This window comes from Kitasatospora sp. NPDC087314, from assembly GCF_044744365.1.
Classification (GTDB): Bacteria; Actinomycetota; Actinomycetes; order Streptomycetales; family Streptomycetaceae; genus Kitasatospora.
The window spans coordinates 254,260-277,094 of record NZ_JBIUYE010000011.1; the positions used below are offsets into that span (position 1 = coordinate 254,260).

Below are 22,835 nucleotides of genomic sequence, written 5' to 3' on the forward strand. Positions count from 1 at the left end.
CAGCGGAGCTGCGGCGACCGAGGAGAAGCCGTCCAGGCGACAGCCTGGGCGTCGCGACGCCGCCCACCATGTGCCGGTCGGTCTTATTCGATCAAGACCCGGACGAGCCCACTCGTGAAAGCGAGAGGCTAGAAGAACGTGGGCCGGCGCGTGACGTAGGGCTCTTCGAGGGAGTCGATCTCCTCAGCGGTGAGCATCATGTCGAGCGCGGCGACGGCGTCGGCGAGGTGGTGCGGCTTGGTCGCGCCCACGATCGGGGCGGAGACCACCGGGTTCTTCAACACCCAGGCCATCGCGACCTGCGCCATCGACACACCGCGGGCCAGGGCGATGCGCTGGACAGCCTCGACGATGGCCCGGTCGCTGTCCAGGAAGATCGGCCGGTCCTGCTGATCGACCGTGCGGTTGAGCTCCGCACGCGGCGTGGAGCGTTCGCCCCAGGGCCGGGTGACCAGTCCCCCGCCCAGGGGGCTCCACGGAATGCTTCCCACGCCCTGGTCGGCGAGCAGGCCGAACATCTCGCGTTCCTCTTCGCGATGGATCAGGCTGTACTGGTCCTGCATGGAGACGAACCGGGTCCACCCGTGGGCCTGCGCGGCATGCTGCATCTTGGCGAACTGCCAGGCCCACATCGACGAGGCGCCGATATAGCGGGCCTTGCCCGCCTTGACCACATCGTGCAGCGCCTCCATCGTCTCCTCGACCGGCGTCTGCGGGTCGAAGCGGTGGATCTGGTAGACGTCGACGTAGTCGGTGTCCAGGCGCCGCAGCGAGGCGTCGATCTGCTCCATGACGGCCTTTCGGGACAGCCCCGACCCGCCCGGCCCCTGGTGCATCGGCGCCCACAGCTTGGTGGCCACAACGATGTCCTCACGCTGGGTGTACTTGCGCAGCGCCCGCCCGACGATCTCCTCCGAGGTGCCCAGACCGTAGATGTTCGCGGTGTCCCAGAAGGTGATGCCGAGCTCGACGGCCTGGCGGAAGACCGGCTCGGCCGCGTCGTCGTCGAGCGCCCAGGTCGTCCTTGTGGCGGGGTCGCCGAAGCTCATGCAGCCCAGGGCGATCCGGCTGATCCTGAGCCCCGACGTTCCCAAGCGCGTGTACTCCATGGCGTACTCCTCCTCGGCGATGTGGACGTGTGCACCTGATCCGGAAGGCTGCCGCCCTCGCTCCCCCACCGTGGCACGAACTGCCGCGCATGGCCTCCCACCAGAGGGTTCCTGCTGTTACAGGTACTGCCAGGGCCTCTCACCCGCGCAGAGACGGACCTATCGTGGTACGCATGGATGCCCGCAGCGAGTTCCGCGACTTCCTCACCTCCCGCCGCGCCAGAATCACTCCCGGACAAGTCGGCCTGCCCGCCAACGGCGGAAACCGCCGAGTGACCGGTCTGCGCCGCGAGGAGGTCGCGCTGCTGGCCGGCGTCAGCGCCGACTACTACATCAAGCTCGAACGCGGCAACGCGCGCGGCGTCTCCGACAGCGTCCTGGAGTCCCTCTCACGCGCCCTTCACCTCGACGGGGCCGAACGCGCCCACCTGTTCGCCCTGGCCGCCGCCGCCAATTCCGGCACACGGACCCCCACGCGCACCCCCAAGCCCCACGTGCGCCCCAGCATCCAGCGCATCCTGGACTCCATGGCCATCGCCCCGGCCTATGTACGCAACCGCCGCCTGGACATCCTGGCCACCAACCAACTCGGAAAGGCCCTCCTCGCCCCGATCCTCGCGGCCCCGCACCAGCAGCCCAACGTAGCCCGCTTCATGTTCCTGGACCCCGCGGCCACCGACTACTACCCCGACTGGGAACGCATGGCTGCGGGCACCGTCGCGATCCTGCGCGCGGAAGCCGGACGCGACCCCCACGACAAGGCCCTGCTCGACCTGGTCGGAGAACTCTCCACCCAGAGCGACCTGTTCCGCACCCGCTGGGCCACCCACAACGTCCTCCAGCACCGCGGCGGCGTCAAACGGATCCACCACCCCGTCGTCGGTGAACTCACCCTCAGCTACGAAGCCCTGGAACTCACCGCCGACACCGGACTGACCATCATGGCCTACAGTGCCGAACCCGCCACACCCGCGTGCGACGCCCTGAACCTGCTGGCCAGCTGGGCTGCGACCACGGACCGGAACAACCGCTCCGGCTCGGCCCCCCATCCCACGCCCACCCCATGGCCTGGCACCTCCGCCTGACCTCGCGCTCTCATCACGCGGCCTCCCTGACGAATGGCGCCGGCCGAGATCACTGCGACTGCTGCCCGCCACGCTCGCCGCACGCGACCTCCGAGCAGGCAGAGCATCAAGATCCTGCTGAAGTACCAGCCCGCAGCTCGACGCCGTCGAGCAACAGGCGCAGGCCCAGCTCGAAGCCGCGTCCGTCCAGGCCCGTTCCGCCACCGCCGCGCACGAATGACTCCGCCAGCGCGTCCGCGAGCGCCGGATACGCGGACCGGTAGGCCACCGGTTCGCGGGTGAAGCCGGCGGTGAAGGTCTCCAGGGCCGAGCCGAGCACCAGGTAGTCCAGCGCCGCCGCCGTCTCCGCCGCGTCGGCGGCGGGCAGGCCGGCCCGGCCCAGCAGCGCCAGCAGCGCGTCGTAGCCGCGCAGCGCCCGGTCGCCCTCGACGCGGCGGCGGGCCAGCAGGGCAATGGCGTTCGGGTGCCGCAGGAAGACCGCTCGGTAGCCGCGGGCGTAGGCGGTCAGGCCCGCGCGCCAGTCGGGGTCGTCCAGCGGGGCGTGGTCGATCTCCACGTTGACCAGCTCGGAGACCGCGTCGACCAGGGCCTCCTTGCTGGCGACGTGGTTGTAGAGCGACGCGGCCTTGACGCCCAGCCGCTCCGCCAGGGCGCGCATGGTCAGGCCTTCCGCACCCAGTTCGTCCACCACGTCGAGCGCGACCAGCGCGATCCGCTCAGCCGGTGACCACCGCAGTGACGCACGCCTTCGGCGGCTGGGCCGACAAGCCCTTCGTCGTGGTCGTACTGATCAGCTTCACGGCCTGCCTGATGGCCTCCCAGGGCGGCGCGGCGCGCGGGCTCTACTCGCTCGCCCGCGACGACGTCTTCCCCTTCTCCCGGCAGGTGCGCAAGGTCAACCGGCACAAGGCCCCGATCGGTGGCCTGGTCGCGGCGACCGTGGTCAGCTGCGCGGCACTGCCGCTCGGACTGAGCACCTCGGCCATGGGCAGCCTGATCACCTTCGGGAGCGCGGCCACCTTCGTCCCGTTCTTCCTGCTCTGCGCGGTCGCCCTGGTCGCCCGGCTGCGCCGCAGCTGGACGCCCTCCGGCGCGGTCCGCTACGGCCGTCTCGGGACGCCGCTCAACGCGCTGGCGGTGCTGTGGACAGGGCTCGAGGTGGTCAACATCTGCTGGCCCCGCAGCATCCTGTCGCCGGCCGGTGCCCCCTGGTACCAGATCTGGGCAGCGTTGCTGGGCGTCGGCACGGTGACCCTGGCCGGCCTCGGCTACCTCCTGGTCCGTCGCCCGCACCTGCGGATGAGGAGCGCGGACCAGGACCGTCCGATCGGCGACGAGCTCGCGCCTGCCGTCATCTGACGGAGTGCCGCCGCCGGCCCGGCCTGTGCACCCTGACGTCGGGACCGGCCCGACCGTCCGCCTCGCCACCGCGCCCACCACCGAGCTCGCCACCGGTCCTACCGTGTGGTCCGCCACAGGCTTCCGCCCGGGTGCGGTTGAGAGCCTGTCGGGTGGCCGGTTGATTACGCTGCGATGAGGTCCTCGACGGTGTTGGCTTGGGCGGTCTTGCGGTGGGATTCATGGCTCCACCGCGATGGTTGCCCGGCGAGCCGGACGAGCATCAGGCGGATCATCGCCACCTTGATCAGGGCCTCGGAGGTCGCGGTCAGCCGTTCGTAGTCGCGGGCCAGGCGACGGTTTCGGACCAGCCAGCCGAAACTTCGCTCCACCACCCAGCGGCGGGGCAGGACCTTGAAGCCTTGACGTCGTCGGTCCGCTTCACGATCTCCACGACGATGCCCAACGCGTCGCGGGCCCATGAAAGCAGCGTGGAATCAACGGAGTTGGCGTATCCGCCGTCGGCCCACGCCAGACTGATCGTGCGGAAGTCGGCGGCGAGCCGGGCCAGGATGGCGCGGCCTCCGGCCCGGTCCTGCACGGACGCGGAGGTGACGGCGACGACCAGCAGCAGGCCCATCGTGTCAACGATCACGTGTCTCTTCCGCCCTGTCGTTCGCTGGCCCGCATCGAATCCCCGTGCCTCGCCACCCTCGCTGGTCTTGATCGACTGGGCGTCGATCACGGCGGCCGACGGCTCGGGATCGCGTCCGGCCCCGATCCGGACCTGGCGGCGGAGCTCGTCGTGGACGCGGTCCCAGGTGCCGTCCCGGCGCCACTTGGTGAACCAGCGGTGGGCCGCTGACGGCCTCGGAGTTGTCACACTGGCACACACCACGTGATCATTCCGGGGCCGTCACCATGCCCGGAGGACAGACCCCGACCGCTACGAGATTCCGTCGCGCACCCGGTCCACCTCGTACGTGATCGGGTTGCTCGGGTCGCCGGGGCGGAGGAAGTAGCTGTGCAGGGAGTGCACCAGACGCTTGGAACCGAGGGTCCGCCCGGCTGCGGTGAGGGCCTGCGCGGCGACCTGACCTCCGAAGGTGCGCATCGCCGCCCCGGCATGGCATCGGCCACGGAACAGGTTCTTGTCCAGCTCCTCGATCCGGAGCAGGTCGATGAACGAGTCGCGTTCGGCTCGGCCGGAAGAGTCCGGTCTGATGGTTCGGTCACCTGCCCATGCTGGCCGAAGGCGGGCGGGCGTCGTGTGATCTGGATTACGGAGAGCGGAGGAACAGGTTACAGAAATCGGATCTGTCGGTATCACGTCCTATCGTCCTGGCTATGACGCAAGCCGTACAGACGTACGCCTTTCTCCGCTCCTCCGCCGTGCATGAGAGCAGCGCCGGGCACGCGCTCGCCCTGCGGGTGTACGGGCCACCTGGCGGTCCGTCGGCCATGGCCGCCGCCTGGGAGGTGGTGCTGCCCGGCATGCGGCTGACGCTCACTCTGTCGCCGGACGCCTCGCGCGGCTTCTCGGGCGAGGGCGGCGTGCTGGACGCGCTCGCGGGAGCGGACGCGGCGGCAGACGCCGAGCTGGTGTCGGTGCTGCTCGCCTGGGAGCCCCGGGTCGACCCGGCCGAACTCGCCGAGCAGGCCGGGCTGAGCGTCGAGCGGGTCCGCGCGGTGCTCACCCGGCTCGGCACGTCCGGGCAGATCGACTACGACACGGCCGAGGCCGCGTACTTCCACCGGCAGCTGCCGTACGACTCCGGCCGCGCCGAGGCGCAGAACCCGCGCCTGAAGGCAGCGCACGCCCTGGTCGCGGCCGGTGCGGTGGCCCTGGAGGAGGGTGGCGGCGCGCTGGTGACGGTGGACGACCACGTCCAGCGGGTGCGGCGGGCAGCGGACGGGAAGCTGAGCTGCACCTGCCTGTGGTGGGCCAAGTACCGGGGCGGGCGCGGGCCGTGCAAGCATGCGCTGGCCGTGGGCCTGGCGCGGGACGAGAACGCGGACGGGAACCGGGAGGGGGCGCGATGAACCTGATCGAGCTGGTACGGGCGGAGAACATCGACGGGATCGTCCGGGAGCTGGTCGGGCTGACGCCAGATCAGCGACGCGCTTTCCTGCCGGAGTTGAAGGTGATCCGCAAGGAGATCCGCGACGCCGAGTGGCCAGCGCCCGATGGCAAGCCGGTGCTGATCGCCGGGCTGGGGTGCCACACCTCGCCCTCGGGTGCGGCGGACTGGATCGGCGGCCCCGGCCTGGGCTGGAGCGAGGTCTCGCGCCACCCCGCCCTGCTGGCCGTCATTGAGAGCCAGCCGCTGGAGTGGCAGCACGACGTCGTCGCCCGGCTCGCCGAGCGGCGGCCCGGGCGCTGGTGGGGGGAGTACCGGCTGCTGGAGCACCTTGTGCGCACGACCGGGTGTCCGGTGCCGACCTCGGACGAGTTCGTCCTGAGCTGGGTGCACGAGCGGTCGGCCAAGCACTACGACCTACCCGCCCACCTGACCGGCAGGATGCCCGGTGACAACCTGTGGGACCGGCTGTCCGGTGACTCCTTCGTCCCGCTGCTGGTGCCTCGGCTGTTCGAGATCGCCGACATCGGGACCAGCCTCGACCGCTCCTGGTACGTGACCGAGCCCGGCGGCGGGTGGCCGGTCTGCCTGGCGCGGCTGACCGAGCAGGGCGTCCTGGATCGCGCCGAGATGCTCGACGGCTGCCTGGCCCGCCTGGTGCGTGGAGGCAGGGTGGGCGATCAGCGGGTCTTCCTGAAGGTGCTTCAGGCACTCGCGCCGTCCACGGACGAGAACGCGGCCCGCGTCAGGAGCTATCTCGCGCTGCTCGACGCCGTGTCCACCGTCGCGGTCCATGCCCAACAGGTGCTCGGCGAGCTGGACGACGCCGGGCTGCTGGCGGCCGACCTGCTCGTCGAAGCGTCCGGGACGGTGCTGTTCCGGACCGAGAAGAAACTAGTCCGCACCCAGTTGGTCCGGCTGGACAAGGCCGCCGGCCGTGACCCGGCGTTGGCCGGACAGGTGGTGTTGGCGGCCTCGGAGGCCTTCGGGCACCCCGATCCGGAGGTGCAGGAGCACACGCTCAAGCTGATCGCCCGTCATCTGGCGGCGGCGGGCGAAGGGGTGCTGCCACGGCTGCGGGAGGCCGCCGAAGCGCTCCACCCGGCACACACAGCGTCGGCCGGTGAGCTGCTCGGAGCCCAGTTGCCCAGTGGCACGTACGAGGAACTGCTGCCGCCCGTACCGCAACCCGCGCCGGTCCCCGGACCGCTGGGCAGCCCGGCCGAAGTGGCCGAGGAGCTCAGCGCGATCCTCCTGGGCGACCCGGACGTGGTCGCCTTCGAACGGGCCCTGGACGGGTTGGTACGGCAGGCCCACCTGAGCCGGCCGGCGCTCACTGAGGCGCTGCTGCCGGTACTCGCGGGCCACAACCACGCCCGACGCGACTGGGAGGACTGCACCGCCCGCGACCTGCTCTACGTCGCCAGGGCGGCGACCTCCGGGTACGCGCCGACCGGTGCCCTGCGCAGTCGCGACCACACCTCGCCGTTCGGCCACCAGCTCGCGGGCCGCCTGGAGGAGGCGGCTCGGCTGATCATCGCCCGCCGGACCCCGTACCTGCTGGCCACGCCGACCTCGGGCACGGGCGCGCTGGACGCGGCCGTCCTGGTGGAGCGGCTGGCCGGGTACGAGGCGGTGGACGCCAAGGACGGGGATGCCGATCTCTCGCAGGCGCTGCTCCGTGTCGTGCCGACCGACGACCCCGACGTCCTGGCCGCCGCCGAGCGCCTCACCTCCACTGCCGGGCAGCGGACGGCACGCTGGCTCAAGGCCGGTGGCCTGCCGACCCGACTGTCCGGGCCCGGCTATCTCGGGACGGCAGCGGAGCCCGGACTCGCGCCGTGGGAGGTGATCCGGCGGCTGGATGCCGTGTCGCAGCAGGTCGAACAGTCCCTGGCTGTTCCCGACGAGCCTCTCGCGGCCGACTGCCGGTGGCTGCTTCAGCCGCAGGCCCCTGCTGCTCGGACGTACGTGAGCCGCTCGCCCGAGTCGGCCCAGTGGCTCTCGGTGTTCCCCAACCACCGGGAGCTGCTGGCCGCGAAGATGCTGACCTGGTCCGGTGGCGTCGCCAACCCGGAGGTCAAGGGGTGCACGCGGTTGCTGCCACACCTCGCCGAGGCGGCCGGACCCGCCGGGCCGGCCGTGCATCTCGCGGTTGGGTACGGGCTGGGTGCCCGGCTTCCCGAGGACCGGCTGGCCGCCGTGGACGGCCTGCTGGTGCTCGCGGCCCGGGGCGATCTGGACGGCGCGCTGCTCGGGGGAATGCTGGCCGACATGGCGTCATGCGGGTTGGCCGAGCCCGCCCGGCTCGCCAAGTCCTTCCGCACGGCAGCCGACACCGGGGCGTACGGGACGGTGTGGTCGGTATTGGCGGGGGCGTTGCCCGGCCTGCTCTCGCGTACGTCGGCGCGGGGGCTCGGCGAGTTGCTGGGGGTGGCAGTGGACTGCGCGCAGCGCAGCGGAGCGCGGGGCGCGATCGCGAAGGTCTCGGAGGCCGCCGGGCGTGGCGGGGCGAATCAGGTGGTGAAGCAGGCGAAGGCGCTGCGGGAGGTGCTCGCGACGGGTGACTGAGAGCCTGTCGGGTGGCTGATCACGCGTGATGCGTGGCGGTCGGGGTCTGCCGTCCGGGCATGGTGACGGCCCCGGAATGATCACGTGGTGTGTGCCAGTGTGACAACTCCGAGGCCGTCAGCGGCCCGTGTTATCCGTCCAGCCTGACCGATGAGATGTGGGAGATCATCCAGCCGCTCCTTCCCGTGCGTGACCTGCGAAAAGGCGGCGGGGTGCGCACGTACGGAGACCGGTTGGTGCTCGACTCGGTCTTCTACGTGCTGCGCTCGGGCTGCCAGTGGCGGATGCTCCCGCGTGACCTGATGCCCTGGGACGCGGCCCACCGCTGGTTCACCAAGTGGCGCCGGGACGGCACCTGGGACCGCGTCCACGACGAGCTCCGCCGCCAGGTCCGGATCGGGGCGGGACGCGATCCCGAGCCGTCGGCCGCCGTGATCGACGCCCAGTCGATCAAGACCAGCGAGGGCGGCGAGGCACGGGGATTCGATGCGGGCCAGCGAACGACAGGGCGGAAGAGACACGTGATCGTTGACACGATGGGCCTGCTGCTGGTCGTCGCCGTCACCTCCGCGTCCGTGCAGGACCGGGCCGGAGGCCGCGCCATCCTGGCCCGGCTCGCCGCCGACTTCCGCACGATCAGTCTGGCGTGGGTCGACGGCGGATACGCCAACTCCGTTGATTCCACGCTGCTTTCATGGGCCCGCGACGCGTTGGACATCGTCGTGGAGATCGTGAAGCGGACCGACGACGTCAAGGGCTTCAAGGTTCTGCCCCGCCGCTGGGTGGTGGAGCGAAGTTTCGGCTGGCTGGTCCGAAACCGTCGCCTGGCCCGCGACTACGAACGGCTGACCGCGACCTCCGAGGCCCTGATCAAGGTGGCGACGATCCGCCTGATGCTCGTCCGGCTCGCCGGGCAACCATCGCGGTGGAGCCATGAATCCCACCGCAAGACCGCCCAAGCCAACACCGTCGAGGACCTCATCGCAGTGTAATCAACCGGCCACCCGACAGGCTCTGAGGCGGAACACGCGGCCGGTGCCGACGAACGGCATCGGGGCGCGTCGTCATGCCTGGCCGGTCGGCCGTAGTTCGCGTTCGAGAGCGGTCAGGGCGAACGTGTGCGCGGAGGCGTGCTGCCAACGCGGCCGCCCGAACATCACGTCTCCGGAGAGCCCGTTGAGCATGGCCACCGCCCTGATGACGAACGCGGACAGGTCCACATCGGCGAACTGTCCCAGGGCTCGCCCCTCGAGAAGGACGGATTCCAGGCGCTCCTCCCACGCCTCGGACAGTGCGGTGAGCAGTTGGCGGTCGGCGTCGTCATGGCGCTGGGCCAGCACCTGGGTCCACAGCGCGTAGCGTTCGTCGCCCGGGTGACGGGGCAGGTAGAAGCGGACGAACAGCGCCAGCTTCTCGGCGGGGGATGCGGCCTCCTCCGCGGCCTGCTGGAACCGGGTCCCGAGGTCCGCTTCACTCCATGCGAGAACCTCGAGCAGAAGGCGGTCCTTCTTCCCGAAGTGGTACAGGATGTGCCCGGTGCTCATGCCCGCCCGCGCGGCGATGTCCGACATCCGCACGGCTGCGACGCCCTTCTCGGCGATGGCGCTGATGGCCGCCCGCATCGCCCGTCCACGCGCCTCGTCACCGCTGGGCTGACGCTTCCTTCCGGCCGGGGCAGGAGCGGGCAGGGGGGTGGTCCGCGGCTCGGCGCCCGTCGCGGGCCCGATCGGGCCTTCCGGCGAGAGGAGGCGCTTCGGCCGCTCGGGCCCGGTCTCTGGCGTCGACATGGCCTCATCTCGATTCCTGGGATCTAGATCCATAGTCTAGACTGAAAATCTAGTCAGTGCGACTGGGGAGCGACGGCCACGCGTGCGCGATCAGCCCGACGCCCAGCTGTTCGCCTGTCCGACCCAACCACTCAGGAGGCACCCGCATGACGCGCGGATTCGACGTTGTGGAGACCAGTATCGCCACCCTGCGCGCGGCGCTGGAGAAGGGCGAGACCACCGCGGTCGAGCTACTCGACGCCTACCTCGCGCGGATCGACGCGTACGACCGGCCCGGCACCGCCACGGCCCTCAACGCGATGGTCGTGATGAACCCGGACGCCCGCGCCGACGCCGAGGCCTCCGACGCACGCCGCGCGCGCGGCGAGACCCTCGGCCCCCTCGACGGCATCCCCTACACCGCCAAGGACAGCTACCTCGCCAAGGGACTGACCGCCGCCGCCGGCTCGCCCGCCTTCGAGCACCTCGTCGCCCAGCGCGACGCCTTCGCCATCGAGCGGCTGCGCGCCACCGGGGCCGTGCTCATCGGCCTGACCAACATGCCCCCGATGGCGAACGGCGGCATGCAGCGCGGCGTCTACGGCCGCGCCGAAAGCCCGTACAGCGCCGACTGGCTCACCAGCGCCTACGGCTCCGGCTCGTCCAACGGCTCGGGCACCGCCACGGCGGCCTCGTTCGGCGCGTTCGGCCTCGGCGAGGAGACCTGGTCCTCGGGCCGGGCACCCGCCTCCAACAACGCGCTGTGCGCCTACACCCCCAGCCGCGGCGTGATCTCGGTGCGCGGCAACTGGCCGCTCGTCCCGACCATGGACGTCGTCGTCCCCCACACCCGCACGATGGCCGACCTCCTCGAACTGCTCGACGTCATCGTCGCCGACGACCCGGACGCCCGCGGCGACCTGTGGCGCTCCCAGCCCTGGATCCCACTCCCCGCACCGTCGCAGGTGCGCCCCACCTCGTACCCGTCGCTGGCCCCCACGAACGCGGCAGCGGCACGCGCCGCGCTCGCCGGCAAGCGCGTCGGCGTCCCCAGGATGTACATCAACGCCGACCCCGACTCCGGGACCAACCCCGCCGGCGGCATCGGCGGCCAGACCGGCCAGCGGATCGAGACCCGCCCCTCGGTGATCGCCCGGTGGGAAGCGGCCCGCCGCGACCTGGAGGCCGCCGGCGCCGAGGTGGTCGAGGTCGACTTCCCCGTCGTGTCGAACTACGAGTCCGACCGCCCCGGCGCTCCCTCGCTGCCCACCCGCGGCCTGGTCGGCGGTGACTTCCTCAAGGTCGAGATCGAGGACCTGTCCGCCTGGGCGTGGGACGACTTCCTGCGGGCCAACGGCGACCCCGCGCTCGCCACCCTCGCCGAGGTCGACGGCGCCCGCATCTGGCCCAAGCAGGAGGGTGAACTCCCGGACCGCTACGCCGGTTTCGACGACACGATCGCCGACTACCCGCGTTTCGTGCGCGAGCGCCCTTACGCCTCGTTCACCGACATGCCGCACCTCGAACAGGGGCTGCGCGGGCTCGAGGAGACCCGCCGGGTCGACCTGGAGCTGTGGATGGACGAACTACGCCTGGACGCGGTGGTGTTCCCCACGGTCGCCGACGTGGGCCCCGCGGACATGGACGTGTCCGAGGCCTCCGCCGACCTCGGCTGGCGCAACGGCGTCTGGGTCGCGAACGGCAACCTGGTGCCCCGTCACCTCGGCATCCCGACGGTGACCGTGCCCATGGGCACCATGACGGACACCGGCATGCCCGTCGGGCTGACCTTCGCGGGCCGCGCCTACGACGACAACGCCCTGCTGGCCCTCGCCGCGGCCTTCGAGGCCACCGGCAACCGGCGCACCGAGCCGCCCCGCACACCGCGACTGTCAGCACAGTGACGCGACGGTGCCGCGCCGCGTCGGGCGCGTGAGCCGTTTCACCGGTTGGACCGCCCACATCACCGAGCAACGCGCCCGCAACTCCCTGATCCGCCTACCCGCCTCCGACGCCGGCCCGGGCCGGCTGCCGGTGCCGGCCTCCGTGCAGGAGACCGGCACCGGCGCCAGGAGGAGGGGGCGGACGGCGCGGACGGCCGGAGCCCGGGCCTCGTCCGTGCGCCACAGGGGCGATCGGATCCGCAGTTGCGCGGTCGCCGGTTGTGTTGGATCCGCTTCGGGAATGGATTTCCCCTAGGGTCGCGCTATGTCGAGTCCGGTTTCCTCCCCACGTGGCCTGGCGCTGACGGTGTCGGCACTCGTGGTGTGTGCAGGAACGGATCTGCTGAGCAGATCATCGCTTTCTGCGACCACGCCGATAATCGCGCCCGTTGTGACGTCTTCGGCACTGTGGGCCGCACCGTGGGCGGGGATTGCTCTGCGGATGGCGTCGATCGCCGCGCAGCCGGCGATCGAGCCGCGCCAGGACTTCACGGCCGGCCACGCGTGCTTGATCACGGGTATCGCGGTCAGCTCCATGGCGATCGCCGCGTTCCTCAGCTACGTCGCGCGGTTGCGGACGGCGCGGGACCGGGCGCTGGAGCGTCGGGGGGTGCTTGAGCCGCCCGGCCGGATGGGGGACCTGGCGATCGCGGTGCGGTACGCATCGGCGGCCGGCACCGGGCGGGACCGGGGGGTTCTGTACGAGGTGATGGAGACGCCGTTCGGGGCCCGGGTGGTGATGGGGGATGTGCACGCCGGAGGACGGCCCGCGGTGATGCAGGTGATCGCCCGAGTGCTCGGGGAGATCCGGGAGGCCTCGCAGTACGAGCCGTCCTTGGAAGGGATGGCGGCGAGGGCGGAGGCGTGCGTCTCCCGCTCTGTGGCGGCCGGCGTGTTCATGACGGCGGTGTTCGCCGAGTTCTCCGGGGCGGCGGAGGTGGTGCTGTTGTCGTGCGGACATGCGCCGGTGCCGCTGGTCGCGTCCGACGACGGCGTGCGGACGGCGGCGTACGGGGCGCGTCCGCCGGTGGGTCTGGCCGAACTCGCCGCGGATGCACCGCTCTTGCGCCAAGAGCTGTTCGCCGCGGGGCAGACCCTGGTGCTGTGCTCCGACGGCGTTGCCGAGGCCCGGGGGCCCGGGGGTGCGTGCTACCCGCTGGAGGAGCGCTTGGCGCGGCTCGCCGTGACCGCTGGATGGCGGACGGGTGGTGTGCAGGAGCGTGCCGACCTGCTGCGTTCGGACCTGCTCGCCTTCGCGGGGGACGGTCTGGGCGACGACGCGGTGCTTCTCCTGGTGGAGCGGGTACCGTCGGCCCGCTCCGCACCCGTGGCGCTCACGTGACGCGCATCGCCCCCGGATCCGGCCGGCCCCCACGGCCTCCGGGCCGGGCCCGTCGGGGGTGGGGGCGGAACTCCTGGCGAGGAGACGGCCTGATGCCGGCGGAACTACGGCTCACGCCCCCTGAAGACGGACCGCCGTGCTGCGGATGGCGGGGAGCTCGGAGTAGAGGGCGTCACCGGGGCATTCGGTGGCGAAGCCGTCGCGGTGGCCGGAGACGGCGTTGAAGTCGACGACCGTGCCCTTCGGGTAGAGGCTGCCGTCGGAGCTGGAGGTGAGCTGGGCCTTGCCGCCGGCCGACCGGCCGGTGAGGCCGAGCTTCCACGCGGAGATCTTCGCAAGGCCGTCCTGCAGCTCCTGCGGCGGGGCGTCCGAGCTGTAGGTGCCGATGGCCGCGATGCCGGAGGAGTTGGTGTTGAAGCCGAGTGTGTGGGCGCCGAGAACGGGCTGGTCAACACCGCCGGCGCGGCCCTCGTAGATGGTGCCGCAGCGGTCGACCAGGAAGTTGTAGCCGATGTCCCGCCAGCCGTTGCTCTGAACGTGGTACTGGTAGACCGACCTGATCACCCGGGGGGCGTCGCTGCAGGCGTAGTCGGTGGCGGTCGCCGTGTGGTGGACGAAGGCCACCCGGACCGCGCCGGTGTAGACGAAGCCCGGTTCACGGATCGACTCGTCCGCACCCCAGCCTGCCCGGGTGACGACGCCGGGGCGCGGCGCCGCGGCGGCGTCGGGTCCGGCCGGACGTTCGGGCAGCGTCTGGGCCTCGGTGGAGACGGCTCCCTGGCCGGGGTCGACCAGTTCGACCCGCAGTCCGCGCGGCAGGCCGGCCGGGCCGGGGTGCACTTCGACCGCGACGCCGTCGCTGCGGCCGGTCCACAGCGGAGCGGTGGCACCGTGCGGAGCGGTGTCGGGGCTGTCCGCGGCATCGGTTTCCAGCTGGTGCCAGTCGCCCCAGCGGCCGGTGGCCGCGTCCCGGGTGCGGACCCGGACGGTACCGCCGGCCATCGCCGCCGACGGTCCGTCCCAGCCGACGCCGAGGAGTTCGAACGGTCGGGTGGCCCGGGGCGCGACGGCACCGCCGGCGGTGAGGGCGACCGAGGTGACCGAGCCACCTCCGGCGGAGGTACGCAGTGGCGGGGCAGGGTCACCCGAGCCGTCCACAGCGGTGGCCGTGGGCTGGAGGAGCAGGGCGGTGGTGCAGCCGGCAAGGACGGCTGCCGGAATTGAGATCCTCATGAAACGGATGTTCGCCACGATTCGTCACCCCTGCATGTCGCCGACGGTCGGCGGATCGTCACGGAAGGCCGCCGGGACGCGGGGATGGGGGTTCAGGAAACCCTTGGCCGGGTTCGACCGGTCAGGCGGTTGGCACCGGCATCCGCGTGATCTTCGGGGGATCCGTCGTGCGGAGAAGTTCATCCGGCGCCGGCGGCACGGTCCCGGTTCCGTCGCGGGCGCGACTGCGCGGGGGCAGCGCGGAGCGTGCGGGCCGGGTTCCCCCGTGCACCGTAATTCATTGGGCCGGAGTGATTAATCCGCGGCGACGCGCGCCACAGCCAGGTGGTAGGGGGCGTATTCAGAAGATCCGTTTTGCGGATCATCCAGGAGCATCATGCGAACTCGAATCACCACTCTGGTCCTGTCCGGACTGACATCGGCGGCCCTCGTGTGGGGCGCTGGCGGCACGGCCTACGCCTCGTCCGTCACCGACTACAACGCGGCCTCCGACTCGACGGAGGCCCATGGCGAATGGGTCCACAGCCTTCTGCGCCTGGCCGAAGAGAGCAGCACCTCGACGGAGGGCGCCTGGACCTTCACCAGCCGCAGCGATCTCCGGTCGGCACAGACCATCCGCCCCGCCCACCGGGCCGACGGTGACACGGAGCCCGAAGTGGCCCCGGACGACGGCCAGGAGCCGGCCTCCGCGCAGCCGGGTGACGCGGCGCAGCCCGGCGAGCAGGGTGCCGAGCAGCAGCGGCCGGCGGAGCAGGCACCGTCGACGCATCCCGAGCGCCTGGGGACCCATGGCAGCGAGAACTGCGGCGGGGCCGGGCACGAGGACCACGGCCACATCGGCGGCTACGGCCCCGGCGAGTGCATCTGCCTGCCCGGCGTCCCCGGCATCCCCGGCGGACACGGGCAGCACGGCGAGCACGGGGACCCCGGCGAGCACGGGCAGCACGGGGAACACGGGCAGCACGGCGAGCACGGCGAGCACGGGGACCACGGCGTCCCCGGCGTCCCCGGCGGACACGGGCAGCACGGCGAGCACGGGGACCCCGGCGAGCACGGGCAGCACGGGGAACACGGGCAGCACGGAGACCACTGCGAGCACGGCGAACACGGCGAACACGGCGAACACGGCGAACACGGCGAACACGGCGAGCACGGCGAGCACGGCGAACACGGCGAACACGGCGAGCACGGCGAGCACGGCGAGCACGGCGAGCACGGGGGCCAGGAGCCGGGCCAAGGCCAGAACGGCGCGCAGAACCAGGGCCAGGACCAGCACGTCGACGTGAATGTCGTCGTGCAGAACACCGTGGCCAACAACCTCAACAACAGCGCCAACAACAGCGCCACCAGCAACTCCACCAACTCCGCGCACAACAGCGCCCATAACACGGCCCTCAACAACCAGTCGGCCTCGCAGTCCAACAACCTCGCCAACCAGCAGACCGCGCAAAACCTGAACAAGAGCAAGATCAAGTTCGTTGCGAAGGAGGAGGCGGCGCGGCCGCCACACAAGCCGACCCACCACGGCGAGCACGAGGTGACGCACGGCCACCACGGTGCGGGCGAGGAGCACCACGGCGGACACCACGACGGCGAGGAGCACCACGGCGGACACCACCACGGCGAGCTGGCCGAGACCGGCGCTCCGAAGACGCCCGTCCTGGTCGGCCTCTCGGCCGCATTCCTCGCCGCGGGCGCCGCGGCCATGCGGCTCGGCCGACGCCGCGCCTGACCGGTCCCGACGACAGGAGCGCGGGTAGCGCTCGTAAGCACTCTCGAAAGCGGCCTCCACCAGGCAGTCGTCCTGATGGAGGCCGCTGCCGTGACAAGTCCGGGCCGGGCGGGGCGCTCAACCACAGCGGCCCGCCCGGCAGTTCGCGTCGCCGACTGAGGCCAGCTCGGCGAACCGGACTCACCGGCACCGCGAGTCGGGCCTGGCACCCGGCCTTGACCACGTTGATAGCGGCGGCCGGGGTGATGGCCGTCTCTTCTCCGGGCCGGCTCCGGTGGTGGCAGTCAGTCTCCTGGCGGAGCCCAGGAGCAGGCCAGCGAGCCGCCGATGAGGCCGGGCAGCAGGCCCAGGAAGAAGCCGCCGAAGTTGGCGAGCGGCACGGAGACCAGTGAGAGCAGGATCGCCGCGACCCCGGCGAAGATCCGCACCTGCGGCTGGAGCCAGAGCGTGACACCCAGTGTGATCAGCAGGCTCCCGATGATGAGTGAGCCCGCGCCCGCGGCGGTGGAGAGCGCCAGGCCGACACCGCCCAAGCTGAGGTGGGTATAGGGGAAGGGGAAATAGAGGATCGGCAGGCTGGCGCCGATCGTCAGCAAGCCGGCCCAGAACGGGCGGGTGCCGCGCCAGACCCGGAACTCCCATCGGGCCGCGGCGATCGCCTCGCGCGGCCCGGACCGCGGGGCCGTGGTTCCGTTCCACACGTGGCAACTCCCTGCGCTGTCTTTCATCGGGACTGAGGCGGGCCATCGGGGTATCGGGGTATCGGGGTAGCGGGGTAGCGGGTCAGAAGCACTCGGCCCGGCCTCGCACCAGCGACACGTCCAGTCCCGGAACGTCGAAGCTGCCGGCCGCCACCGCGACCGCGGTAATCCGCACGTCAGTCAGGTTGATTGAACTTGCCTGCTGTGCTGGGCTGTTGGGGTCGAAGAAGCGCGAGTCCCGGTCGCCCCGGCTGACTTCGCCAGTAGTGAGCGATCCGGCGGCGACCCCGATGTCGAGGTGTTGACTGCTCGCCTGGCCGGCCGCCAGGTGCTTCGCGTCGATGAAGAATCCCTTCGCGGTGGCCGGTCGCCGGCCACCGGTGAGCCGCAGCGTGAAGGGGCCGAGCACCGGAATCGGGAAGACGGCGGACTGGCAGAGCCCGTGGATCGTGGCGGACTCGAACCCCGTCACCGCGACCGGCACCTGGACGTGCTCGCGGGTGACGTCCACCGTGCCGTACAGGCTGAAGCCGTCACCATGGACCTCGTCGGCGGAGAGCTTGAACTCCTCCCCGGAGATGAGGAACGACGCGGCGAGCGCGTTCTCGGCCACGCCGGCGGCGAGGACCGCGGTGGCCGCGAGACACGGCAGCAGGATGACGGCGAAGCGCTTCCAGCGGGTCCTGCCCAAGCGTTGCGACATGCCGTCTCTCCCTGGCGTGGACCGTGGCTCCCGGGCGCCCGCGCGACCGGCCGGGAGCGGGCGCAAGGGACACCGCACCGGCTGCCCGGGATCGAAAGACTGAACATGGCCGATCATGCGGTGTAGGACACGGCTCCGCAAACCATTCGCGACCACATTGCCGCCCATGTTGCCGTACGTCACTCCGGCGGCCCATCGACCACGGCATGGGGGCTCGGTGCGCAGCGCATCGGTGGGGTCAAGGGGATCATCCGGTTGACAGCGCAGTGACCGACTGTGCCGGGACCCCGGCGGCCGGGGATGCTGCTGCCGGCCGACCACGGCCGTCCCGGCGTGGGCGCTGCGAAAGAAGGCCCGGACCGCCCACGAGGCCGTCACGCTTTCGGGACCGCCCGACCTCGTCGGTGCGCCGCTCCGCGCCCCGGACGGTGCCGGGTCAGCTGTAGGGGCGGGTGATGAGCTCCATGACGTGGCCGACCGGATCCAGGAAGTACACGCCGCGGCCGCCGTCGTTGTGGTTGATCTCGCCAGGGCGCTCGCGGTGGGGGTCGGCCCAGAAGCTGAGCCCGCGCTGTTGGATCCGCCCGAACGCGGCGTCGAACTCCTCCTCGGAGATCAGGAAGGCGTAGTGCTGCGCGCTGATCGAATCGGGGTCGCTGGTCGCGAAGTCCAATGTGACCCCGTTGCCGGTGGAGACGGGGACGAACGGTCCCCAGTCGGGGCCGGCCTCAAGGCCAAGGATGGCGGCCAGGAATTCGGCGGACTCCCGCTTGTCCCGGGCGTGGACGATGGTGTGGTTCAGTTCGACTGCCATGGCGGAGCGCCTCCCGTAGGGCCTCTCTCACGGACACCGCCATGTCTCACCCCGTCGGTGACCGACACGCGATGCCGTCTGTTGATCGTCAACGGATCTCCGCGCGGTTTTCATCCGCCCGACGGGGATCCGGTCAGGGTGCGGCGGGGCCGCGCGGCCCCGCCAGCCCGGCCGTGCGGAGGCCTGCCCTGGCAGAGGATCTCCTCCGCTCGGGTGGGAGGAACCGTGTGAGGGTGCACAGGTGCCGACCTCCTCACTCGGGTCGGCGCTCCGGCAGAGCCGACAAGCTCCCCGGCATGATGACCGGCCGCACTGCCGCGAGGTCTGCCGACCCGGGTGCCGCGTCGGATGCGGTTGCCGGTACGACCCGACACCGTGCCGCGTCGACACCGGGACGAGTACGACGGCGAGCGCCGCAGCGAGCTCCTCTTCATCGGCGCGGACCTGGACCGGGAGCGCCTCCGGGCGCTGCTGGACGCGGCCCTGCTCGACGACGGCGCACCCGCGCTCGGCCCCGAGGCCTGGCGGCGCCTCCCCGACCCCCTGCTCGGCAGCCCTGACCGGAACCCGCCCCGCCGAAGGCTGAACGCCCCGGATCTCCACCGGCCGGCGGGTGCGTGCGGTCGACAGGCGTCGCGACGCCGCCCACCATGTGTCGGTCGGTCCAACTCACCTCATCCACTGGACAATTGATGGGCAACGCCAGGTAAAGGCTGTGAACGACGCCTTGAGGGTGCCGACGACCCGTCAGTAACGTCGAAGGCCACACCCCGACGGCAGTCGCCGTCCGCGGTGCGGCCTTTGACGCGCAATCGCATGTCATGGCCCTGCCACTCCATGTGCCATGGGGGATGCCCCTGCTTCCCCGCCTTCCGTACAGCGCAAGCACCAAGCCGGCCCACGGCCACCAGCCGGGGCCGGCCAGCACATGCCGCGATCCGTCAGCACGGGCCCGAGCCCGTCCCGGCGAGCACCCCAGTTGCCGGCACCGGCCGCGCCCTCACCCCCACGGAGGGTCGACTCTTGCGCTTCCACTCCCCCAGCAGCCCGCGCCCGCCCCGGGCACGCAGGCTGCTCGCCGCCCTGCCCGCCCTGGCCATGGCCGCCACCGGGCTGCTCGCGACCACCGCCCCGGCGGCCACCGCGTCCGCCGCGGCGACCGCCCCCGCGCCGCACTCCACCGCCAGCACCAAGCGCCTGTGCGCGGCCCCGAGCCGCCCCGGCCAGATGGCCTGCCTGGCCCTCGCCCGCACCGACCTCCCCCAACAGCCCACCCTGGCAGCGGACATCACCCCCTCCGGCTACGGGCCGAGCGACCTGGCCTCCGCCTACAACCTCCCCGCCTCGGCCGGCGCCGGCGCCACCGTCGCCATCGTCGACGCCCAGGACGACCCCAACGCCGAGTCCGACCTGGCCGCCTACCGCTCCCAGTACGGGCTGCCCGCCTGCACCACGGCCAACGGCTGCTTCAAGAAGGTCGACCAGCGCGGCGGCACCAGCTACCCGACCGCCGACAGCGGCTGGGCCGGCGAGATCTCGCTGGACGTCGACATGGTCAGCGCGGTCTGCCCCAACTGCCACATCCTGCTCGTCGAGTCCGACGACGCCAACATGTCCAACCTGGGCGCCGCCGTCAACACCGCCGTCTCGCTCGGCGCCAAGTACGTGTCCAACAGCTACGGCGGCGGCGAGGACTCCACCGACCCGAGCTCCGACGCCAGCTACTTCAACCACCCCGGCGTAGCCATCACCGTCTCCTCCGGCGACTCCGGCTACGGCGTCGAGTACCCGGCCGCCTCCCAGTACGTCACCGCGGTCGGCGGCACCAGCCTCAACCGCGCCTCCAACAGCCGTGGTTGGAGCGAGTCGGTGTGGGGCAGCAGCGCGGGCGGCAACGGCGCCGGCTCCGGCTGCTCCGCCTACGACCCCAAGCCGAGCTGGCAACAGGACACCGGCTGCGCCAAGCGCACCGTCGCCGACGTCTCCGCCGTCGCCGACCCGGCCACCGGCGTCGCCGTCTACCAGACCTACGGCGGCTCCGGCTGGAACGTCTACGGCGGCACCAGCGCCTCCTCCCCCATCATCGCCGCCGTGTACGCGCTCGCCGGCACCCCCACCGCCGGCACCACCCCGGCCTCCTACCCGTACGCGCACACCGGCTCGCTGTACGACGTGACCAGCGGCGCCAACGGCAGCTGCTCGCCCTCCTACCTGTGCACCGCCGCCACCGGCTACGACGGCCCGACCGGCCTCGGCACCCCCAACGGCACCGCCGCCTTCACCTCCGGCAGCACCGGCGGCAACACCGTCACCGTCACCAACCCGGGCAGCCAGTCCACGGCGCAGGGCTCCTCGGTCAGCCTGCAGATCCACGCCACCGACTCGGCCCCCGGCCAGACCCTCACCTACAGCGCCAGCGGCCTGCCCACCGGACTGTCCATCAACACCACCACCGGCCTGATCACCGGCACCGCGACCACCGCCGGCAACTCCACCACCACCGTGACCGCCACCGACGGCACCGGCGCCGGCGGCACCACCACCTTCGGCTGGACCGTCACCGGCACCGGCGGCGGCTGCACCGGCGCCCAGCTGCTCGGCAACCCCGGCTTCGAGACCGGCAGCGCCACCCCCTGGACGGCGAGCTCCGGCGTCATCGACAACTCCACCAGCGAGCCCGCTCACGGCGGCAGCTGGAAGGCCTGGCTCGACGGCTACGGCTCCAGCCACACCGACACCCTCGCCCAGACGGTGACCGTCCCCACCGGCTGCAAGGCCACCCTCAGCTTCTACCTGCACATCGACACCGCCGAATCCGGGTCGACCGCCTACGACACGCTCACCGTCCAGGCCGGCACCACCACCCTGGCCACCTTCAGCAACGTCAACGCCGCCGCCGGCTACACCCTGCACAGCTACGACCTCAGCGCCTTCGCCGGCCAGAGCGTGACCGTCAAGTTCACCGGCACCGAGGACTCCTCCCTCCAGACCAGCTTCGTCATCGACGACACCGCCCTCACCACCTCCTGACACCCCACCGGGGCGGGCCGCGGCATCCAGCCGCGGCCCGCTCCCGCGCGGAGCTCACCGCGACCACCGAGCAGCACACCGGGGTCGGCGGTCGGCATGATGTCGGACGGAGTGCGACAGCGGCCCGCGCATCTGTGCCGGGTTGTTCCGGGACGCCGCGTCAACTCGGCGGCCAATGCTGCCTTTTGGCATAGACACCGCAAAATCTTCACCTCCGCGCTGTCCGACACATGGACGTCCACCGCTCCCTGATGCTGGGGTGATTCCTGCCCCCACACCCTCGTTCGGGAGGAACCAGATGCGCGTGTCCCCCATCAGGGCGATCGCCCACGCCACCGTCACCCTGGCCCTGGCGGCCCTCGTCAGCACCTCGCTCACCACCGGCGCCGAGGCACACGGAACCACCCACCGCGGCGTCAAACCACTGACGCACGCAGGTCAGCCGCAGCCCGCCGCCCGGAGCACCAACACCCTCTCGGTCGGCTCCAGCGCCAGCCAGGGCGTCGTCTCGCCCACCCCGAAGGTCTACCTGGTCTTCTGGGGCTCCCAGTGGTCCTCCGACCCCGCCGGGGTGGCCCCCGACCTGCAGAACATGTTCAAGGGCCTCTACGGCAGCAAGGACACCTGGGGCACCATCCTCAACCAGTACTGCGAGGGCGTCGCGAAGGGCACCACCGCCTGCGGCACCAACGGCATCCACGTCAGCCACCCGGCCACCTCCCCGCTGGCCGGCGCATGGTTCGACAACGCCGCCGCCGCTCCGGGCAGCGCCACCGCCGCCCAGCTCGCGGCCGAGGCCGCCAAGGCCGCCGCGCACTTCGGCAACACCACCCAGGCGCCCAACCTCAACGCCCAGTACGTGATCGTCTCCCCCACCGGCACCCACCCGGACGGGTTCCCCAACAGTGGATTCTGCGGCTGGCACGACAAGACCAGCTCCTCGTACGGCACCCTCGCCTACACCAACCTGCCGTACATCCCGGACAGCGGCGCGGGTGCCTGCACCACCCTCACCGACGGGCGACTGCTCTCCGGCATCGAGTCCACCGAGACCCACGAGTACGCGGAGACCGTCACCGACTTCTGGCCCAGCATCGGCTGGAACGGCGGCGGCGGCGAGATCGGCGACGCCTGTGTCCAGCTCGACGCCTACCTCACCCTGAGCACCGGCACCTTCGACGTCCAGGGCCTCTGGTCGAACAGCGCCAACAAGTGCGTCACGCACGGTTGATGGCGTGAGGCCGACCGGCACATGGTGGGTGGCGTCGCGACGCCGCCCATCATGTGCCGGTCGGCCTCAGCGCGGGCCCGGCCGGTGAGCCGGCCGGGCCCGCGTCCCCGGTTCAGCGCTCCGCCCCGAGCCTTCCGGGTCCATGGCGAGGTTGCG

Annotated in this window: 19 protein-coding genes and 3 pseudogenes; 12 read left to right on the forward strand and 10 right to left on the reverse strand. The window is 71.7% G+C overall.

Annotated features, from left to right (window positions below):
- Positions 1-128: 128 nt before the first annotated feature.
- Complete coding sequence (locus ACIO5E_RS24785) at positions 129-1,109, reverse strand: aldo/keto reductase (protein ID WP_400671588.1); 981 nt, start codon at positions 1,107-1,109, stop codon at positions 129-131.
- 173 nt (positions 1,110-1,282) lie between these two features.
- Between ACIO5E_RS24785 and ACIO5E_RS24790 the strand changes: the two genes are divergently transcribed.
- Positions 1,283-2,194, forward strand: a complete 912-nt coding sequence (locus tag ACIO5E_RS24790) for a helix-turn-helix domain-containing protein (RefSeq protein WP_400671590.1) — start codon at positions 1,283-1,285, stop codon at positions 2,192-2,194.
- 106 nt (positions 2,195-2,300) lie between these two features.
- Here the strand turns inward: ACIO5E_RS24790 and ACIO5E_RS24795 are convergent, their stop codons facing one another.
- On the reverse strand, positions 2,301-2,885 hold the full coding sequence (locus ACIO5E_RS24795) for a TetR/AcrR family transcriptional regulator C-terminal domain-containing protein (RefSeq protein WP_400671592.1): 585 nt from the start codon (positions 2,883-2,885) through the stop codon (positions 2,301-2,303).
- A 32-nt stretch (positions 2,886-2,917) separates the two neighbouring features.
- Between ACIO5E_RS24795 and ACIO5E_RS24800 the strand changes: the two genes are divergently transcribed.
- Complete coding sequence (locus ACIO5E_RS24800; RefSeq protein WP_400671594.1) at positions 2,918-3,553, forward strand: amino acid permease; 636 nt, start codon at positions 2,918-2,920, stop codon at positions 3,551-3,553.
- A 164-nt stretch (positions 3,554-3,717) separates the two neighbouring features.
- On the opposite strand, the gene ACIO5E_RS24805 is transcribed toward ACIO5E_RS24800, so the two are convergent.
- Genes ACIO5E_RS24805 through ACIO5E_RS24815 form a run of 3 tightly spaced genes read right to left on the reverse strand, consistent with a single transcriptional unit; the run spans position 3,718 to position 4,646 of the window.
- Positions 3,718-3,942, reverse strand: coding sequence for a transposase (locus ACIO5E_RS24805; protein ID WP_400671756.1), 225 nt, complete (start codon positions 3,940-3,942; stop codon positions 3,718-3,720).
- On the reverse strand, positions 3,861-4,430 hold the full coding sequence (locus ACIO5E_RS24810) for a transposase (RefSeq protein ID WP_400671597.1): 570 nt from the start codon (positions 4,428-4,430) through the stop codon (positions 3,861-3,863). Before ACIO5E_RS24810 ends, ACIO5E_RS24805 begins: the two co-directional genes overlap by 82 nt.
- A 48-nt stretch (positions 4,431-4,478) precedes the next feature.
- Positions 4,479-4,646, reverse strand: a complete 168-nt coding sequence (locus tag ACIO5E_RS24815) for an acyl-CoA thioesterase (RefSeq protein ID WP_400671599.1) — start codon at positions 4,644-4,646, stop codon at positions 4,479-4,481.
- Positions 4,647-4,945: 299 nt separating this feature from the next.
- Between ACIO5E_RS24815 and ACIO5E_RS24820 the strand changes: the two are divergent.
- From ACIO5E_RS24820 to ACIO5E_RS24830, 3 genes and pseudogenes are all read left to right on the forward strand, one after another.
- Positions 4,946-5,575, forward strand: a pseudogene (locus ACIO5E_RS24820) (SWIM zinc finger family protein); the annotation flags it as partial.
- The gene (locus ACIO5E_RS24825; RefSeq protein ID WP_400671601.1) at positions 5,572-8,184 is read left to right on the forward strand and encodes a DUF6493 family protein; all 2,613 of its coding nucleotides are present in this window, start codon (positions 5,572-5,574) and stop codon (positions 8,182-8,184) included. The pseudogene ACIO5E_RS24820 and the gene ACIO5E_RS24825, both read left to right, overlap by 4 nt.
- Positions 8,185-8,273: 89 nt before the next feature.
- Positions 8,274-9,176: an IS5 family transposase gene (locus ACIO5E_RS24830; RefSeq protein ID WP_400671604.1), complete on the forward strand. Its 903-nt coding sequence runs from the start codon at positions 8,274-8,276 to the stop codon at positions 9,174-9,176.
- A gap of 72 nt (positions 9,177-9,248) precedes the next feature.
- On the opposite strand, the gene ACIO5E_RS24835 is transcribed toward ACIO5E_RS24830, so the two are convergent.
- Positions 9,249-10,004, reverse strand: coding sequence for a TetR family transcriptional regulator (locus tag ACIO5E_RS24835; RefSeq protein WP_400671606.1), 756 nt, complete (start codon positions 10,002-10,004; stop codon positions 9,249-9,251).
- Between the two features lie 113 nt (positions 10,005-10,117).
- On the opposite strand from ACIO5E_RS24835, the gene ACIO5E_RS24840 reads away from it, so the two are divergent.
- From ACIO5E_RS24840 to ACIO5E_RS24850, 3 genes and pseudogenes are all read left to right on the forward strand, one after another.
- Entirely contained in the window at positions 10,118-11,854 is a 1,737-nt protein-coding gene (locus ACIO5E_RS24840; protein ID WP_400671609.1) for an amidase, read from the forward strand.
- A gap of 28 nt (positions 11,855-11,882) precedes the next feature.
- Positions 11,883-11,996, forward strand: a pseudogene (locus tag ACIO5E_RS24845) (bifunctional 2-methylcitrate synthase/citrate synthase); the annotation flags it as partial.
- 339 nt (positions 11,997-12,335) lie between these two features.
- Positions 12,336-13,235, forward strand: coding sequence for a PP2C family protein-serine/threonine phosphatase (locus ACIO5E_RS24850; RefSeq protein ID WP_400671612.1), 900 nt, complete (start codon positions 12,336-12,338; stop codon positions 13,233-13,235).
- A gap of 111 nt (positions 13,236-13,346) precedes the next feature.
- On the opposite strand, the gene ACIO5E_RS24855 is transcribed toward ACIO5E_RS24850, so the two are convergent.
- Positions 13,347-14,468: a peptidoglycan recognition protein gene (locus ACIO5E_RS24855; protein WP_400671615.1), complete on the reverse strand. Its 1,122-nt coding sequence runs from the start codon at positions 14,466-14,468 to the stop codon at positions 13,347-13,349.
- Between the two features lie 376 nt (positions 14,469-14,844).
- On the opposite strand from ACIO5E_RS24855, the gene ACIO5E_RS24860 reads away from it, so the two are divergent.
- Positions 14,845-16,200 carry a hypothetical protein gene (locus ACIO5E_RS24860; RefSeq protein ID WP_400671618.1) on the forward strand — a complete coding sequence of 452 codons (1,356 nt, stop codon included), beginning with the start codon at positions 14,845-14,847 and terminating at the stop codon, positions 16,198-16,200.
- A 296-nt stretch (positions 16,201-16,496) separates the two neighbouring features.
- On the opposite strand, the pseudogene ACIO5E_RS24865 reads toward ACIO5E_RS24860, so the two are convergent.
- From ACIO5E_RS24865 to ACIO5E_RS24875, 3 genes and pseudogenes are all read right to left on the reverse strand, one after another.
- Positions 16,497-16,856: pseudogene (locus ACIO5E_RS24865) on the reverse strand (DUF6114 domain-containing protein); the annotation flags it as partial.
- 127 nt (positions 16,857-16,983) lie between these two features.
- The gene (locus ACIO5E_RS24870) at positions 16,984-17,604 is read right to left on the reverse strand and encodes a DUF6230 family protein (RefSeq protein ID WP_400671621.1); all 621 of its coding nucleotides are present in this window, start codon (positions 17,602-17,604) and stop codon (positions 16,984-16,986) included.
- A gap of 436 nt (positions 17,605-18,040) precedes the next feature.
- The gene (locus ACIO5E_RS24875) at positions 18,041-18,418 is read right to left on the reverse strand and encodes a VOC family protein (protein WP_280679142.1); all 378 of its coding nucleotides are present in this window, start codon (positions 18,416-18,418) and stop codon (positions 18,041-18,043) included.
- Positions 18,419-18,766: 348 nt separating this feature from the next.
- On the opposite strand from ACIO5E_RS24875, the gene ACIO5E_RS24880 reads away from it, so the two are divergent.
- From ACIO5E_RS24880 to ACIO5E_RS24890, 3 genes are all read left to right on the forward strand, one after another.
- The gene (locus tag ACIO5E_RS24880) at positions 18,767-19,111 is read left to right on the forward strand and encodes a GTP-binding protein (protein ID WP_400671623.1); all 345 of its coding nucleotides are present in this window, start codon (positions 18,767-18,769) and stop codon (positions 19,109-19,111) included.
- Between the two features lie 405 nt (positions 19,112-19,516).
- Positions 19,517-21,448 carry a putative Ig domain-containing protein gene (locus ACIO5E_RS24885; RefSeq protein WP_400671758.1) on the forward strand — a complete coding sequence of 644 codons (1,932 nt, stop codon included), beginning with the start codon at positions 19,517-19,519 and terminating at the stop codon, positions 21,446-21,448.
- A 298-nt stretch (positions 21,449-21,746) separates the two neighbouring features.
- Positions 21,747-22,679 (forward strand): hypothetical protein, encoded by a 933-nt coding sequence (locus ACIO5E_RS24890; RefSeq protein ID WP_400671625.1) that lies wholly within the window; start codon positions 21,747-21,749, stop codon positions 22,677-22,679.
- The last annotated feature ends 156 nt before the right edge of the window (positions 22,680-22,835 follow it).

Bases quoted from the DNA above. Each gene is read 5' to 3' on its own strand.
- ACIO5E_RS24785 (WP_400671588.1), bottom strand. From the start codon at position 1,109: ATGGAGTACACGCGCTTGGGAACGTCGGGGCTCAGGATCAGCCGGATC.
- ACIO5E_RS24790 (WP_400671590.1), top strand. From the start codon at position 1,283: ATGGATGCCCGCAGCGAGTTCCGCGACTTCCTCACCTCCCGCCGCGCC.
- ACIO5E_RS24815 (WP_400671599.1), bottom strand. From the start codon at position 4,646: ATGCGCACCTTCGGAGGTCAGGTCGCCGCGCAGGCCCTCACCGCAGCC.
- ACIO5E_RS24825 (WP_400671601.1), top strand. From the start codon at position 5,572: ATGAACCTGATCGAGCTGGTACGGGCGGAGAACATCGACGGGATCGTC.
- ACIO5E_RS24835 (WP_400671606.1), bottom strand. From the start codon at position 10,004: ATGGATCTAGATCCCAGGAATCGAGATGAGGCCATGTCGACGCCAGAG.
- ACIO5E_RS24840 (WP_400671609.1), top strand. From the start codon at position 10,118: ATGACGCGCGGATTCGACGTTGTGGAGACCAGTATCGCCACCCTGCGC.
- ACIO5E_RS24850 (WP_400671612.1), top strand. From the start codon at position 12,336: ATGGCGTCGATCGCCGCGCAGCCGGCGATCGAGCCGCGCCAGGACTTC.
- ACIO5E_RS24855 (WP_400671615.1), bottom strand. From the start codon at position 14,468: ATGAGGATCTCAATTCCGGCAGCCGTCCTTGCCGGCTGCACCACCGCC.
- ACIO5E_RS24860 (WP_400671618.1), top strand. From the start codon at position 14,845: ATGCGAACTCGAATCACCACTCTGGTCCTGTCCGGACTGACATCGGCG.
- ACIO5E_RS24870 (WP_400671621.1), bottom strand. From the start codon at position 17,604: ATGTCGCAACGCTTGGGCAGGACCCGCTGGAAGCGCTTCGCCGTCATC.
- ACIO5E_RS24875 (WP_280679142.1), bottom strand. From the start codon at position 18,418: ATGGCAGTCGAACTGAACCACACCATCGTCCACGCCCGGGACAAGCGG.
- ACIO5E_RS24880 (WP_400671623.1), top strand. From the start codon at position 18,767: ATGCGGTTGCCGGTACGACCCGACACCGTGCCGCGTCGACACCGGGAC.
- ACIO5E_RS24885 (WP_400671758.1), top strand. From the start codon at position 19,517: ATGGCCGCCACCGGGCTGCTCGCGACCACCGCCCCGGCGGCCACCGCG.
- ACIO5E_RS24890 (WP_400671625.1), top strand. From the start codon at position 21,747: ATGCGCGTGTCCCCCATCAGGGCGATCGCCCACGCCACCGTCACCCTG.